The organism is Chryseobacterium sp. GVT01B, assembly GCF_019970045.1.
In the GTDB taxonomy this organism is placed as follows: Bacteria; Bacteroidota; Bacteroidia; order Flavobacteriales; family Weeksellaceae; genus Chryseobacterium.
Genome location: NZ_JAHXYI010000011.1, coordinates 97531 through 114873, shown reverse-complemented (window position 1 = coordinate 114873; position 17343 = coordinate 97531). Strand labels below are relative to the sequence as shown.

Annotated in this window: 9 protein-coding genes; 7 read left to right on the top strand and 2 right to left on the bottom strand. The window is 36.7% G+C overall.

From position 1 onward, the window contains the following. Position 1: 1 nt before the first annotated feature. The gene (locus LC457_RS22210; RefSeq protein ID WP_223601782.1) at positions 2 to 460 is read left to right on the top strand and encodes a hypothetical protein; all 459 of its coding nucleotides are present in this window, start codon (positions 2 to 4) and stop codon (positions 458 to 460) included. Positions 461 to 536: 76 nt separating this feature from the next. Here the strand turns inward: LC457_RS22210 and LC457_RS22205 are convergent, their stop codons facing one another. Beyond that, a complete protein-coding gene (locus tag LC457_RS22205) occupies positions 537 to 3035 on the bottom strand; it encodes a T9SS type A sorting domain-containing protein (protein ID WP_223601781.1) in 2499 nt (832 codons plus the stop codon). A gap of 100 nt (positions 3036 to 3135) precedes the next feature. Next, the gene (gene ligA / locus LC457_RS22200) at positions 3136 to 5139 is read right to left on the bottom strand and encodes an NAD-dependent DNA ligase LigA (protein ID WP_223601780.1); all 2004 of its coding nucleotides are present in this window, start codon (positions 5137 to 5139) and stop codon (positions 3136 to 3138) included. A gap of 324 nt (positions 5140 to 5463) precedes the next feature. Here ligA and LC457_RS22195 point away from each other — a divergent pair, with 324 nt between their 5' ends. From LC457_RS22195 to LC457_RS22170, 6 genes are all read left to right on the top strand, one after another. Then, positions 5464 to 8547, top strand: a complete 3084-nt coding sequence (locus LC457_RS22195; protein ID WP_223601779.1) for a TonB-dependent receptor — start codon at positions 5464 to 5466, stop codon at positions 8545 to 8547. A 168-nt stretch (positions 8548 to 8715) separates the two neighbouring features. After that, on the top strand, positions 8716 to 9462 hold the full coding sequence (locus LC457_RS22190) for a glycerophosphodiester phosphodiesterase family protein (protein ID WP_223601778.1): 747 nt from the start codon (positions 8716 to 8718) through the stop codon (positions 9460 to 9462). Positions 9463 to 9948: 486 nt separating this feature from the next. After that, positions 9949 to 12909: a SusC/RagA family TonB-linked outer membrane protein gene (locus LC457_RS22185; protein WP_223601777.1), complete on the top strand. Its 2961-nt coding sequence runs from the start codon at positions 9949 to 9951 to the stop codon at positions 12907 to 12909. An 11-nt stretch (positions 12910 to 12920) separates the two neighbouring features. Continuing rightward, entirely contained in the window at positions 12921 to 14369 is a 1449-nt protein-coding gene (locus tag LC457_RS22180) for a SusD/RagB family nutrient-binding outer membrane lipoprotein (protein ID WP_223601776.1), read from the top strand. A 46-nt stretch (positions 14370 to 14415) separates the two neighbouring features. Continuing rightward, positions 14416 to 16002, top strand: a complete 1587-nt coding sequence (locus LC457_RS22175) for a calcineurin-like phosphoesterase C-terminal domain-containing protein (protein WP_223601775.1) — start codon at positions 14416 to 14418, stop codon at positions 16000 to 16002. 352 nt (positions 16003 to 16354) lie between these two features. After that, the gene (locus LC457_RS22170) at positions 16355 to 17068 is read left to right on the top strand and encodes a 3-ketoacyl-ACP reductase (protein ID WP_223601774.1); all 714 of its coding nucleotides are present in this window, start codon (positions 16355 to 16357) and stop codon (positions 17066 to 17068) included. Positions 17069 to 17343 lie beyond the last annotated feature (275 nt).

The following is a 17343-nucleotide window of genomic DNA, read 5'->3' as shown; positions in this document are numbered from 1 at the left end:
AATGAGAAAAGCATTAGGATTCTTATTATTTTCAGTTGTACTGAGTATTCAGGTCTCTGCACAAACCTTTACAGTAGAACAGCTTAAAGGATTCAATAAACTGACAATGGAGGAGTTTAAAAAGGAAATGAAACAGCTTCAGTTCAAATTTTATGATATAACAGAAGGCTTAAGCTTCCTTTTAACCGAATATGAAGCTACAGACTATACCTCGAAAATAGGAAAGTTTGAATACAAAGAAGAAAAATCAGAAGACAGAATTGAATTTGAGTTTAAAGACAAGAAAGAATACGATCAATATCTTAAACTGATATTGTCAGCCGGATATAAAGAAATGGAGAAAGGAAAGATCATTACCAAAGAACCCTATGTGGATTACTACAGGAATAAAGAACATATCAGACTGATCTTGCCAAAGACCGGAGAAAGTTCTCCATATACTATTATTGTTTTTAAGTAAATCGAAAATATTAATTCTTAATAAATAAAAAAAGCAGCGAAAATTATTCGCAGCTTTTTTTATAGCATTCGTGAGCTTACTCTTTGATAAACTTCTGTACAATTGCATGATCTCTCGTGAAAACTTTGAGAATATAGTTTCCTTTAGAAAGTCCATAAACAGGAATTGAGTTTCCTTTTACATTTGTTGAACTGATAATTCTTCCGACTGCATCATAGATTTCAGCTTTTATAATTTCATTTTTAGATTGAATATTTAGAATATCTCTTACCGGATTCGGATAAACAGAAATAATAGTATTTTCCTTATTGGCTTCTGCTATTGCTAATACATTCTGAACGCTTGTGGTGTAAGTATTGGTAATAATCGGATGATTGTAATCAAAATAGATTCTGGCTGTATTACTGAAGCTGTCTCCAAGATTTAAGGTAGATTTTGTTTTGATTTTAAACGAAACATAACCGTCATTATTCGCATCATCAAAAGGCAGTTGGATGTTTTCAAAGATGAACTCTACCGTATTCGGATTGGTAATTCTTGCTACAAAATTGTGACTTCCGTTCAATGCAACTAAACTTGATATGTCAAATTTAGAAGTATCAATAACATCCTTTACCACAATATTCTGTGCATTTGCGGTACCTGTGTTTTCAAACCTGATCAGATAATGCACATAATCTCCAACCTGGGTTTGCGTAATAGTAGTTCCTTCCAGACAAGTCTTATCATTCGGGTCAAAAGAATTGACTACCGATTGGTTCAACGTGAAATTGTTGTCCAAAGGCGTTTCATCAGCAGCTCCATTGATTTGTGCTGTGTAATGCAGAATATCACCGCTGTTTAACGATGGAGTCTGTGTTGGGGTATTTAATTTCAGTGTTACGGTGACTTCTCTGGTTTCAAGAGGAAGAAGATTGTTGAAATTCCATGTTAAAATACCAGTAGATTGTGTATCCGGAGCAACTGTTGCATTCATGTAATTCATCAGATTGTCGTTGAAATTGAAAACAATATTTCCTGATTGGGCCACAGTTCCTTTGTTTTTGTAAACAATTTTGTATTTGGTATCAAATCCTGGAATAGCAGCTGTTACAGGAATAATCATGACTTCAAGATCATTATGAGTTCCGTTCGCTGTTAAGCAGAAATTTTGATTCAAAGGGCTTGTTTGTGCAGGAAAGTTTACTGTTAAAGTACTTGGAGATATGGTCCAATAGGCTGGATTTTCTGAAATTGGCGTAATTGTATGAGCACCTGTTTGTAAAGGAATAGAATAATTTCCTGATGAATCAGCAATCATATTTCCGGAAACAGAACCGCTTGTAATCGAAAATTTTTGGAAAGGTTTGTTAACATCATTAAGATCACAGCCATTGCCATTAATATCGTATTTTGTAGTACCATTAACTTTATAATAAGTACCACCCGGTGTGAATGAACAATATGAATTTAAATTAATAGTATTGAGAGAATAAGAAGATAAATAATTACTGATCGCTGCGAAATCACCATCATCACAGCAAATATATTTAAGATTAGGATTATTATTATTTATATGAAACCATGATGTGACGTTCAATACAGTTCCTCCACTTTTCAGATTAATATTTTTCAGAAGTGCATTGTCATAGATCGTGATGTTTTCCAATAAAGGATTCATACTTAAATCCAGTGTTGTAAGATTATTATTTAAAGTACCAAACTGTCTTAAAGCTGGAAAAATGGAAAGATCTATAGCTGTCAGACCTGTAGATTGTAACCCAAGAGACTCTATGTTCGTTGTACCGACCAGAGATAATGTGGAGATCGGGCTTTGTGAAAGATATACAGTATCTAGGTTTTGTAGATTATGTAACTGAAGTGTTGTTAAAGCGCTGCAGCTATAAATTCCCAGATTATTAAGATTCGTACAACCTGTTAAATTAATACTATTGGTTGAAGAACTGTTCCTTATTTGAAGCCATTCCAGATTACTCATATTACTAAAATCCAAAGATTGAATATTGGTCTTATTGATCTCCAAAGACTTCAGATTAGGGCAAAGGCTAAGATTAATGCTATTGATAGGCTGAGTAGAATTTAAATTGCTGATATATAAAGTTTTCAATGAATTGCTCTGCAGATTGTAGTTCATAATATTATTATTTTCGGAGGTCATCGTTACCAATGATGTACAACCTGAAATATTAAGTGACGCTAATTGCGGATTCGTAGTTACTGATAAAGCAATCAGGCTAGTCATATTACTTAAATCAACTGCAGAAACAGAAGTACCAAAAAGATATAATTCTGTTAAATTAGTAAAGCTTTTAATTCCTTCAATAGATTGTATATAGGATCTGTTTCCATAATAAAGATCAGATAGTTTTACCACATTGTTAGCTTCACTTTGCTGAATGATACCATCATTATTGGTGTCAACGGGAATACTGTTTCCATACTGATCCTTTGCATAGCCATTGCTGTAATTAGCTGTTAACAAAAAGTTCTTAAAAGCCGTGTCAGGAATATTCACATTTTGCGCCTGAAACACTGCAAAAATCATCATAGAAATGATGAGGTAGATTTTTTTCATGTATTATTAGTTAATGGTTATTTGTTGTAATTTGAAAACAAAAATAAACCATTAAGAGGAATATCTTAATGGTTTAGTAAATAATTATTAAAAATAATTGTTATTTTTCAATCAAATCCAGAAACTGCTGCTCATCCAGAATTGTAATTGTTCCGATATCCTGAGCTTTTTTCAGCTTGCTTCCGGCTTTTTCACCTACCACAAGATAGTTGAGGTTTTTCGAAACCGCAGAAATATTTTTCCCGCCATGCTTTTCTACCATTTCCTCAGCAGATTCTCTCGTGAATAAAGACAATTTTCCGGTGAAAAGGAATGTTTTTCCCTCCAGAACGTTGGATAAAACTTCATTGGTACTTTCTCCTTTTTCAAGCTGTACTCCGTAAGATTTTAAACGTTCTATCATCAATACGTTTTCAGAATTCTGGAAGAAATCAACGATGCTGATTGCAATTTTAGTCCCGATATCTTCTACCTGGCAAAGTTCTTCAACAGTAGCATTCTTTAATTCTTCAATAGTAGGGAAGTTTTTGACCAGTTTCTTGGCAACCGTTTCTCCCACATGTTTGATTCCGATTCCGTATAATACCTTTTCAAAAGCAATTTCTTTGGATTTCTCAATTCCTGAGATGATGTTCTGAGCTGATTTCTCAGCCATTCTTTCCAATGGAAGAAGCTGTTCTTTCGTCAAAACATAGAAATCTGCAGGGTTTTCGATCAGTTTCTCTCTGTACAACTGTTCAATGGTTTCACTTCCAAGGTTGTCAATATTCAAGGCTTTTCTGGAAACATAATGAATCATTCTTCCTACCACCTGTGGCGGGCAGTGAAGTTCATTCGGACAGAAATGAATGGCCTGATCTTCAATTTTTATTAACTCGGTACCACATTCAGGACAATGTTTGATATATTCTATTTCTTTGCTCTCTTTCGTTCTTTTATCCGTGTTTACCCCTACAATTTTTGGAATAATTTCACCTCCTTTTTCTACATACACGAAATCATGTTCATGAAGATCCAGTTTCTTGATAATATCCTCATTATGAAGAGAAGCTCTTTTTACGATGGTTCCAGCCAGTAAAACAGGTTTAAGATTGGCAACAGGGGTGATGGCACCCGTTCTCCCCACCTGATAAGAAACACTTTGAAGTTCTGTCTCTACTTTTTCTGCTTTAAATTTATAAGCCATCGCCCAACGCGGAGATTTGGCTGTATAACCAAGCTGTCTCTGCTGTTGTAATGAATTCACTTTTAAAACAATTCCATCAATTTCAAAAGGAAGGTTATGACGTTCTGTGTCCCAGAAAGTAATAAACTCCTGTACCTCAGCCATTGTTTTACATAATTTTGCTTGCTGAGATGTTTTGAAGCCCCAGCTTTGTGCTTTCTGAAGCAGTTCCCAATGGGTTTCTGCTGGGATATCCTCAGAAATAAACTGATACAGTACAGAAGAAAGTCCGCGTTTTCTTACCTCAGCGCTGTCCTGCATTTTCAAACTTCCGCTGGCTGTATTTCTTGGATTCATGAAGGGATCAAGGCCTTCTTCTTCACGGAGCTTATTGATTTTATCAAAGTTTTTTCTTGTCAGATAAATTTCTCCACGCATAAAAAACTGAGCTGGGAAATCACCTTTTAATGTCAAAGGAATATCTGAAATGGTACGTACATTCGGGGTAATCTCATCTCCCTGGAAGCCGTCACCACGGGTAACCGCCTGTGAAAGTTTTCCGTTTTCATAAAGAATAGAAATGGAGGCACCGTCATACTTTAGCTCAGCAACAAATTCTACAGGATCTTCAATCGTTTTAATGATTCTTTTTTCCCAGTCTTCCAGATCGTCAAAATCATAGGAGTTATCCAGTGAATACATTCTGAATTTATGCTGAATGGTTGGGAAAACCTTGGTAACACCACCACCTACACGTACCGTAGGCGAGTTCTCATCATAAAATTCCGGGTACTTTGCCTCCAGATCCTGAAGTTCCTGAAGAAGCATATCGAATTCAAAATCCGTAATAGTGGGAGTATCCAGTTGATAATAGTTTTCGTTATGCTGGTGAAGCTCTTTGCGGAGCTGCTCTATCTTTTGTTGAATGTTTTCAGACATTGGGTTTCTATCTTTTGAGCAAAAATAACTAAAGTAATTGCATTAAAAAAATAACAGAATTAAATAGTACAGGAAAATTAAAAATACGTAATATGTCTTAACAGCTTGGTTCTGTTAGAAATAAAACGTGTGTTTAAAGTAATTTAACATAACGTTCTGATTTAATTAAAAAAATGTTAAAACTTTCTTAAACACCCAGCCCTTAAAGTCAAAATACCTTTGCACATCTGATTGAAAGAAACCTCAACATGATCTATTAACATGAAAATCAAAGAGGTTTCCTGGCGAACATCAAAAAATTAATCATAAAGATCTTCGGAAGAAATGAAAAAAGTAAAGATTGTACTGGGATTATTGTTTTTAGGGCTTGGAACAATGGCGTATGCACAGACCACGCAGGCTTCTATTGTAGGGAAAGTTACCGGGCCGGGAAGTACGGCTCAGGAAAAAGTGAAAGTAACGATCGTGAACGAATCTACAGGATTCAGAACGGAAACGGAAACCAACTCAAAAGGAGAATATATCTTTAAGGAAATACCTCTTGGCGGGCCTTATACAGTTATTGTAAACGATGATAAAAAAGAAGGTTACAATGTGAACTTCGGAGATCAGGTTACCGTGAATATGGATCTTGGGAACGAAAAGACTATTGAAGAAGTAAAAATTACCGGAAACCTTAAAAACAAGATCGGAAACCTTGGAGCAGCTACAGCAATCTCTGCAAAAAACATCAGCATACTTCCCGTGAACGGCCGAAACTTTACCAACCTTGCTGAACTGTCACCATTAAGCGGAAAAGGAGGAAACCTTTCAGGACAGCTTGGATCTTCCACCAACTTTACGATTGACGGGATGACTGCAAAAAATCCAACTTCTGCAGGATCCACTACCAGCCGAAGCGGTGCTCCTTTCTCTATTTCTATTGAAGCAGTACGTGAATTCAAAATTACAACCAACCAATATGATGTGACATTGGGAAGAAGCGGAGGTGGAACCGTAAGTGCTGTTACCAAATCAGGAACCAATAAATTTTCTGGAAGTGCCTGGGAATATTTAAGAACTAACTGGCTTTCCAGTCCGTATGACATCAGAGGAAACAAAAGAGATAATGATTTCTCTACTTCTCAGTTCGGATTTTCATTGGGAGGACCAATTATTAAAAATAAATTACATTTCTTCGTAGCATGGGATCATCAGCTGGATTCAAGACCTTTGGTGATTGCAGATATCAAATCTCCGGATGACGAGAAGAGATTCAATACTACTACGCAGACGCTTAATCAGTTTGTGGATATTGCCAGAGCAAAATATGGGGTAGGAAGCGGTCCGCAATTTGGAACGTTTGATAAAGTAAGAAACTCTGATGCTGCCTTCTTACGTCTTGACTGGCAGATCAATGAAAAGAACTTATTAACGCTTAGGAATAACTTTACTTACGATCTAAATAAAAACGGTCTTGGTGATAATACCAATATCAATTTCTTTGAATCTTACGGAAATGATAAAAACCTTGACAACAGTTTGTTATTAACCTTAAGATCAAATTTGCAGCCTAATTTAACCAATGAATTAAAGGCGCAGTATCTTTATACTTTCCAGGACAGTTATCAAAATAATCAATTAGGAAAACCTGTTCCAAGAGCTATTGTTGAAGGAGTATCTTCCAGTGCAGGATCTACGAATATTCAGTTCGGAGGGCACCGCTTTGCTCAGGAAGGTTTTACAAATAATGTGTTTCAAATTGTAGATAACTTATATTACAACACAGATAAAGTAAAATATACATTTGGGGCTGATCTTATGTATACATCAGCAAAATCTATATATGGAAGTGAAGTGAACGGAAGATTCCATTTCCAGGGAATGAGCAATTTTGACGCAATGACTCCTTACCGATTCTACAGAGAAGTTCCTTTAATGGAAGATCCGTCTGTAAGATCAAATATCTGGAACATCGGTCTTTATGGGCAGTTTCAGACTAAAGTGGCCAAAGGTCTTGATTTAATGGCTGGTATAAGATTAGATTACGGAGGTTATCCGAAAGCAAAATTCAACCAGAAACTGTTTGATGAAATGGGAATCAGAACCGATAATCAAATCAAATCATTTGTGATCCAGCCAAGATTCCAGTTTGACTGGAACATCAATGAAGGAAATAAGGACTTCCTGAAGTTCGGAGCCGGAATTTTCTCTTCAGATATCAACAACTATATGATCATTAACAACCTTGTATTTGATGGAAAGCATCTGGCTACAGTGGATGTAACGGGTAAAGATGTTCCGTTCCCGGATTTCAACAGCTACAGAAATGATTATAACTCTGCTCCGTCTCTTTCCCAGTACCAGATTCCAACCATTAACTATACGGGTAAGGATGCAAAAATCCCAATTGTTTATAAAGCCAATATTTCTTATACCCATTTCTTTAATGAAAGGTTCAGAGCAGGGATCGCAGGATATATGGCTTTAGGTAGAAATAATTATTTTTACTATGACAGAAACATGGTAGCCAATCCTTTCTTCACATTAGCTAATGAAGGCGGAAGAGGAGTATTTATTCCTACAGGTGCTATTACCAATAATGCCAATAATAGTGTAAGCTTCGACTGGAAACAGGGAAGAATCAATAATAATTTCGGAAGAGTACTGGAGTTGGTGAGTGATGGTAAAGTAAACCAGTTTTCATTCGTAATAGATACAAGTTACCGTTACTGGAAAGATGGAGAAATCACCGCAAGTTATACATGGTCTGATATCAAAGACAATACTTCTTACAACGGAAACGTAGCCAACTCTGCAACATTATCCACCATGATTCAGAGCGATCCGAGAGATTTAAGAATGACCTATTCTGATAACCAATTCAGAAATAAAGTCGTGATCTATGGAAACTCTCCTACAATCGCCGGATTTACATTAGGGATCAGATATTCAGGAATCGGAGGAACCCGTTTCTCAGCAACAACAGGAGGAAACATCAATGGTGATTTCGTAGATTCCAATGACCTTGCTTTTATCTTCCCGAATCTTACGCAATCCGTTTTGGATGATCCACAGGTAGGACAGGCTCTGAAAGATTATATCAACGAATACAACGGAAAAATTGCAGAACGTAACGGAGGTAAAAACGGTTTCTATGGAGTTTGGGACGTTCGTGTAGCGAAAAAAATTAAATTTGATAAAGTAGGAGCTTTTGAACTTTCTGTAGATATCTTCAATGTGGCGAACCTGCTTAATAAAGAATGGGGTGTAAACAACTCATATGGAAATACTTCCCTGTATAAAGTAACCAGATTTAACAAGGATACCATGCAGTATGAATATACCAAAAACGTAAGTGGAGGAGGTTTGGTTCCAATGTCTGGAAATCCATACCAGATTCAGATCGGTGCGAAGTATTCCTTCTAATAATTATCTTTTTCAATCATTGAAGACATAAAAGAAAATGAGTCAGCTATTGTAAATCTCACTTAGCTGTAATCCGTAAATCTTTTATGTCTTTGTGGTTTTCATTTATTAATAACTACCTTTATCAGGAAGTTTCACAACTTTATTTTTAATAATTTAAATTATATTATGAAAAATTTTATCTTAGGGTTAGCAGTTTTAAGTACAGTTATGATGAAAGCACAAACCCAGATTATTGCCCATAGAGGATATTTCCAGACTCAGCCTCCTACAACGGAGAACTCAATTCAATCATTGGAAAATGCCCAGAAATTAAAAATATATGGGTCTGAATTTGATGTAAGAATGACAAAAGATGGTGTATTGGTGATTAATCACGATGAACATCATGGTAAAATGGAAATTTCTGAAGCTACATTCAAAGAACTGGAAGCATTGAAATTATCCAATGGAGAAAAATTCCCAACATTAAAAGATTATTTAAAACAGGGAAAAAAAGATAAATCTTTGAAACTGATCGTTGAGATCAAACCAGCAAAGACTCCGGAAATTGAAAATGAAATCACGCAGAAAACAATCAAAATGATCAAAGACATGAAGCTGGAATCTCAGAGTGAGTTTATTTCATTCAGCCTGAATATCTGTAAAGAGATCAAAAAACTGGCTCCAGCCTTTAAAGTTCAGTATCTGAACGGTGAGCTTTCTCCTGAACAGATCAAAAAAGAAGGATTGGATGGTATGGATTATCATTACAGTGTTTTCCAGAAAAATCCAACCTGGATTGCTGAAGCAAAAACATTAGGATTAATTACCAATTCATGGACCGTAAATGATGTTGCCGTATACGATGAATTGAAAAAGCAAGGAATAGGATTTGTTACAACCAATATTCCGGATCAGTTAAAGAATAAATAATGATTGAAATCTTTCACAAATAGTATATCTGAAAGACGAAATATTCCCCTCCTCCGGAGGGGTGGCAAAAATTCAAAGAATTTTTGACGGGGTGGTTTAAGGTATTTCCCAGCCACCTCAACAATAATCAATAATTTACACAGTCTGTCTCTTTTAGGGGGCAGACTGTTCTTTTTTAGGAACTTGCTCCGTACTTTTCTAGGATATTTTAAAAAAAGTGCAATTAAGCATGTGTTATTGTTTTGTAAATCAGTTTATTATGTTATTTACGTGGTATTGACTCAAAGAAAGACAATAAAGGTAAACAAATATAGCTGTAGAATAGTATTAAAAATACTTAATTGCTTAAGTATTTATTAACTAGGTATTTATCTAATGTTATTAAGAATGGATTAACATATGGTTTAATAAATTTTTAAGAAACGTTAAAACTGTGTTAAGGCCATCCTTGTAATGTCGTTCTAATTTTGCGCAAACAAAAAGTAAATGCGTAAAGAGACACAAAAACTATTGGTTTTGTCACTGTTAGGATTTGTCAGTGCTAATCTGGCAGCTCAGCAGAAAGCTAAAAAAGACACGGTTAAAGGACTCGATGAAGTAGTAGTAACTGCTTTGGGGATCAAGAGACATGACAGGGCTTTAGGATATGTTGCAGAAAAAGTAGCTGCCAAAACATTTGAAGAAACTCAGAACAACAACTGGGCACAATCAATGGAAGGTAAAGTGGCGGGTCTTAAAATCCAGACTGCCGGAGCAGGACCGCTTGGAACCTCCAGAATTACTTTGAGAGGAGAAAAATCCATTATGATGGATCATAACTATGCCCTGATTGTAGTGGATGGCGTTCCAATGGGAAATTCTACGACAGGTTCCGGTACGGCAGCCTATGGAGCTGGTTCCGGAGGTGATGTTCCAATTGATCTTGGAAACGGATTAAACAGCATTAACCCGGACGATATCGAATCTGTAACTGTATTGAAAGGAGCTTCTGCAGCCGCATTATACGGATCCCGTGCTGCCAACGGAGCTTTAATGATCACTACAAAATCAGGAAAAACAAAGAATGGAAAACTGAGAGTAACCTTCAATTCTTCTTCAAGCTTTGATTCCGTATTGAAATGGCCGGACTACCAGTATGAATACGGACAGGGAACACTGGCAACAAATGCTGGAAGTTTTTACTACTCATATGGCCTTTCCCCGGACGGACCAAGTACCGGAGGTACAAGTAGTGCTTTCGGGCCTAAATTTGCCGGACAATATTACTTCCAGTATGATCCCAATGTACTGGGGCAAAGCAAGGAAAGACAGTTGTGGAGACCTTACGAAAATAACATCAAAGGTTTCTGGCAGACAGGTTCTAACTACTCGAACAGTATTTCAGTAGAAAGCTCAAACGAAAAAACAAGCTTCAGATCTTCACTTACCTATCTTAATAACGAGTGGATGATGCCGAATACCGGCTTTGACAGATTCAATTTTGCCTTATCCTTTGCTCATCAGCTTACTAAAAAATTAAAAATCTCTACAAAATTTGCTTATAACACTACTTCCAGTGATAATCTTCCTGCAACAGGATACAACAACCAGTCGATCTCTTATTTTATGATCTTCCAGAATCCCAATGTGGATTTGGAATGGTATAAGCCGATCTGGAAGCCGGGTCAGGAACAGGTTGATCAGATCCATCCTTTCAGCTCCTTTATTGACAACCCTTATATGATCGCTTACGAAATGCTGAATGGGGTCAGAAAGAAAACGATTACAGGAAATATTACGGCAGATTACCAGTTTAATAAGAATTTCAGTTTAATGCTGAGGTCAGGTATTGAAATTCTGAATGAAAAAAGAACAACCAAAAGACCATGGAGTTCTGCAAACTACCTGAAAGGGTTCTACAGAGAACAATTCATCAAAAATCAGGAATACAACAATGACCTTTTATTCTCTTACAAAGCAGATTGGAATAAATTCAGTATTTCCGCATCTGCAGGGGGAAGTATCCGTTATAACGAATACCTGATGACTGATTACCAGGCCATAGGATTGAAAACTGCCGGTGAGTACAGCCTTACCAATGCGCTTAATATTCCGGTTAAATATCCAGCGCCAAGAGATAAACATGTTGATAGTGTTTACGGATTGCTTACTCTGGGATATGACAATAAAATATTTGTGGACGTTACCGGAAGAAATGACTGGAGTTCTACACTTCCGAAGCAAAACAGATCCTTCTTTTATCCTTCAGTGAGTACCAGCTTCATTCTATCAGATATTTTTAACCTCAAAAGTAATAATCTGAATTTATGGAAACTGAGAGCTTCATGGGCGAAAGTAGGAATAGACAGTGATCCTTATCTTTTGGATAATTATTATACAGGAAGTAATATTACAGGAAGCGTAATAGCTCCTACAACTTTTAACAATCCTTCGCTTAAACCTGAAAAAAATACAAATATTGAAGCCGGTATGGATTTCAGTCTTTTCAAAAACAGGTTGAATATTAATCTTACCGCATATCAGAACGTAAGTGAAAACCAGATTATCCCTGTTTCTCTGCCTTACGAAAGTGGATATTCCAAAAGGGTAATCAACGCAGGGAAAATCCGTAACAGAGGTCTTGAACTTTCAGCAGACATCCTTGCCGTAAAAGGTGAAAATTTCTCATGGAAAGTAGGTGGAAACTGGTCTACCAACGAAAACAGAGTAATGACTTTGCCTGAAGGATTTGACGGAATCGTTTCCAATGTAGGAGATGTCGTTTTCTATAAAATGGAAGTGGGAGGTTCTCTTGGTGACATGTATGGATTTAAATTATTAAGAACTCCGGACGGAAAAGTCATCTACGGGGACAATGGGCTTCCGGGGAGACCTGCAGATATTGAAAAAGTAGGAAATGCATTCCCGAAATGGAGAGCTGGTCTTCAGAATGATTTTAAAATCAAAAACTTCACAATAAGTTTCTCATTTGACGGTCAGTATGGTGGTATTGCTTATTCACAGTCACATCATAAAATGTCTGAACAGGGTAAACTGAAATCTACCCTTCCGGGAAGAGATAATCCTGGCGGAATGATTGTAGGAGACGGTGTTGTTCAGAACCCTGACGGATCTTTCAGTACGAATACAAAAGGAGTGTTGGTATCTTCCTATTACGGAGATTACTATCGAAGAGCCAATGTGGAAACCAACAGCTTCAGCACAGATTTTATTAAGCTGAGAGATGCCAGAATTGCGTATTCTTTCCCGAAAGAAACCATAAAATCTATCGGTCTGGATGATCTTACGATTGCCATTTTCGGAAAGAACCTGTGGATGTGGACGAAGTTCCCATTGTTTGATCCTGAAGTCGCTACGTTGGATAATGCAACCATTACTCCAGGAGTTGAAATGGGACAGCTTCCAACCGCAAGAACAGTCGGTTTTCAGTTAAACCTTAAATTCTAAAATCTTTAAAAATGAAAAAATTAATCATAAATCTGACATTGGCCGCTTCTGTTTTCATGCTTCAGTCCTGCGATAGAACATTTGAAGAAATCAATACAGATACCAGCAAAATAAAAGATCCTTCGGTGGGAAGTCTTCTTGCTCCTATTCAATATGAAATGGCGAGCTATGGTTATAACAGAGCTGATGATTTCACTTTTGATATCATGCAGATCGCTTTAGACTTTCCGAATGAAGGAAATACCTACAGCAGATACTATATGGATGAGAAAAGTGGTAACGGTTACTGGAATACCTCTTATAGATGGCTGAAGCAGGTAAGTGATCTGAGAAAATATGCAGAGAAAGAACAGAATAATAATTATCTGGCGATATCAATGGTTTTAAATGCCTGGATAGCTTCCAATCTTACCGATGCTTTTGGTGATGTACCTTTATCTGAAGCAGTGAAGATTGAAGAAAATATTTTAAGGCCAAAATATGATAAGCAGAAAGATATCTACATTCAGTTGTTAAATGATCTGAAGACAGCCAATTCACTATTCAATCCAAATCAGGCATTAGCAGAAACAGATTTGTTTTACAATGCCAATACCAACAGCCAGACTGGTATCTTAGGTTGGAAAAAATTCTGTAACTCTCTTTCATTAAGATTATTGACCAGAATTTTAAGCAGAAACGGTGAAGTAAATGTACATGAAAGAATCCAGGAAATTGTCAACAACCCTGCGCAATATCCTGTTTTTCAAAACAATACAGATAGCGCAGTGCTTCCGCTTTCAGGAGTATCTCCATATTTACCTCCAATTGCCCGTCCTCAGGATTTTACGGCCTACAGATCAGCAGGCGAGTTTTTTGTAAATGCGATGAAAGATAACAATGATCCAAGACTGAGCATGTTTTTTACGAAAGCTAAAGCAGGTTCAGGAGAAGACCTTGGGTATAAAGGAGTTCCTTCCGGATATGCTTTGGGAACATCTTTCAACTATCAGCCTTCTAACCTCAACCAAAACCTGGCGAAGGCACCATTAAAGATTCTCATCATGACCTATTCTGAGGTTCAGTTTATCCTGGCAGAATTGGTCAACAAAGGAATTATCGCAGGAAATCAGCAGACCTACTACGAAACAGGAGTGAAATCTATTATTGAACAATGGGGAGCAACAGTTCCGGCTAATTATTTCAGTAATAATAATGTGGCCTATGATGGTTCTCTGCAAAAACTGATGCTTCAGAAATACATCTCTCTGTTTTTTGTAGACCATCAGCAATGGTACGAATACAGACGTACAAAACTGCCTGTGCTTCCTAACAACGGAGGGCTTCAGAACGGAGGGCAAATGCCTGTAAGATTTATGTATCCTACCACTACAAAAGTGATGAATACAGATAACTATAATGCAGCCGTACAGTCGATGGGAGGAGACAATATCAACGTAAAAATGTGGTGGAATAAATAACAGACTGAATTTAAAAAATTGAAAATAATTTAAAGATTAAAAGATAATGAGTATCAATATAAAATTTTTAGTGCCTTGCATCCTGGTTTCAGCAATGGCATTCCCGCAAAATTCTGTTTCAGGATATGTATATGAAGACAGCAGCAAAAACCAAAAGAAAGAAAACCGCGAAAAAGGAATTGAAGGTGTAGCCGTTTCTAATGGTGTTCATGTAGTTCTTACCGATAAAAACGGACGGTACAGTCTTCCGGTTCAGGAAGATCAGACTATTTTTGTCATCAAACCTTCAGGATATCAGACTGCTTTAAATGCGAATAACCTTCCACAATTTTATTATCATCATAAGCCAAAAGGATCTCCTGCAGATTTCAAATACAAAGGAGTTGCTGCTACAGGAGATCTTCCGAAAGAGCTGAACTTCCCGCTTTATAAGCAAAACGAAAATAAAAACTTTGATATCCTTGTTTTCGGAGACCCACAGCCTTACACAGAAAAAGAATTGGATTACTTCAAAAGAGGAATCGTAAATGAAGTGAAGAACACGAAGAAAAATGCAGTACTGGGAATCAGTTTAGGAGATCTGGTAGGAGATAATTTAAGTCTTCAGAAGCCTTATGCAGACGTCATGAAAGAAGTCGGACTGCCTTGGTATAATGTGATGGGAAATCATGATATGAATTATGATGCGAAAGAAGATCGCCTTTCCGATGAAACATTTGAATCAAATTTTGGTCCTGCCAATTACTCTTTCAACTATGGTAACGTACACTTCATTATTTTGGATGATATTCTTTATCCTGATCCGAGAGATGGTAAAGGATATTGGGGAGGATTCCGCGAAGATCAGCTTCAGTTTATTGAAAACGACCTGAAACTGGTTGATAAAAATAAACTGATCGTTATTTCTTTCCATATTCCACTGGAGCATAATAATGAAGACAGTTTCAGAAATGCGGACCGTCAGAAATTATTTGATTTCTTAAATCCTTTCCAGAATGTATTGCTTCTATCAGCACATACACATATCCAACAGCAGATTTTTTACGGAAAAAAAGCAGGCTGGAACGGAATAAAAGAACTCCACGAATATAATGTAGGAACTACTTGTGGTGACTGGTACTCAGGAACACCGGATGATGCAGGACTGCCAACTTCCACAATGAGAGACGGAACAGCAAAAGGATATTCATTCATCAGTTTTGAAGACAATCAGTATAAAGTAAAATACAAAACGGCCGGAAAACCGGATGATTATCAGATCAAATTATATATTCCGAAAGTCATTCCTTCCTCAAGAACCTCTGCAAAAGTATTGGCTAATTTCTTCATGGGAAGCAAAAAAGACAAGGTAGAATACAGAATAGATGGCGGAAAATGGGAAGAAATGGAATATGATGAAACTATAGACCCGAATTTTGCCCTTTCCGTTTTCAAATGGGATGCTACAGAGAAAATTTTTCCGGGAAGAAGACCTTCCAATCCTGAAATGTCAAAGCACATCTGGGAAGCAGATTTTCCTAAGAAACTACCATTAGGAAAGCATAAAGTGGAAGTGAAGGCTGTTGATATGTATGGAAATGAATTTTCAGCTTCAGAAGAGTTTGAAGTACAGAATTCAATCCAGATTCCTTAAACTTTATTTTTTTTACTATACCTTTTTTTAGATTTTGAAACCGGTTCTCCATGAGCCGGTTTTAATTTTTTGATGGGGTTCTGGGAAACCACAAAAGTCACAAAAGTTTTTAAACACTCAATTTTTTAAGCTATGACTTTGAGTACAATGAAGTACACTTAGGCTTTATATAAAAAAATATACTTTTTCATCTTATATGAACTTTTATGCAGGATGGTTACTTTCAAATATTCTCAATGTTAATCATCTTTTGTGACTTTTGTGGTTGAATAAAATATAAGTTAAATCTGTGTTTTCACAGCTTCGTAAAAATGTTCTTTTGTAACTTTGTACAAAGAAAAGTATCATTACTATGAATATAAATGGAAAAAATGCCATCGTAACAGGTGGTGGAAGAGGACTGGGAAAAGCTGTAGCATTAGCATTAGCCAATGAAGGAGTAAACGTTGCCATTACAGGAAGAAACGAGGAAAACCTGAAAATAACGGTTGAAGAAATCAAAAAACTGGGAGTAAATTCCGCATACGCAGTTTTTTCTGTAGACAATGAAATTCAAGTAAAAGCTGGAATTGAATCTTTAGCAGAACAATTGGGAGGGATTGATATTCTGATCAACAATGCAGGAATCGGAGACTTCGGAAGTATTGAAGAAATGCCTTCTGAAACATGGGAGCAGGTAATTAAAACCAATCTGTTTGGAGTATATTATGCAGCGAAAGCAGCTCACCCATTTATGAAAGCTAAAGGAGAAGGAGATATCGTCAACGTAGCTTCTACAGCTGGTTTGAAAGGAGGACCAAATATGTCTGCATATGCGGCTTCAAAGGCAGCAGTAGTATCTTTATCACAATCCATGATGGCAGAATGGAGAAAACAAAACATCCGTGTAATTACATTAACTCCAAGTACCATTGCTTCGGATATGAGCATCCAGGGCGGACTTACAGACGGAAATCCTGATAAAGTATTACAGCCGGAAGATTTTGCAGAATGGGTAAGAGACATCCTGAAAATGAACAGAAGAGCATTGATCGCAAATGGTTCAATCTTCTCTACAAACCCATAAGAGGTTTAAAATTTAAAGTTCAAGTTTCAGAGTTTAAAGCTTTCAGAAAAGAACTCTTGATCTTCCTTGGATAACAAAAAATCAATAGGAGCGGGCTTTAGCCCGCTTTTTCTTTTCGTAAGCTCTATATGGCTTTAGCCAAAACCTGGAATTTTTCACATTTAAAAAAAATAATACGGAAATATCTTTTTATAATAAGTTTTGGCTAAAGCTAATGGTATTGTGTTTGTTTTTAAGACGGGCTAAAGCTCACCCCTATTGAATATAGTATATGC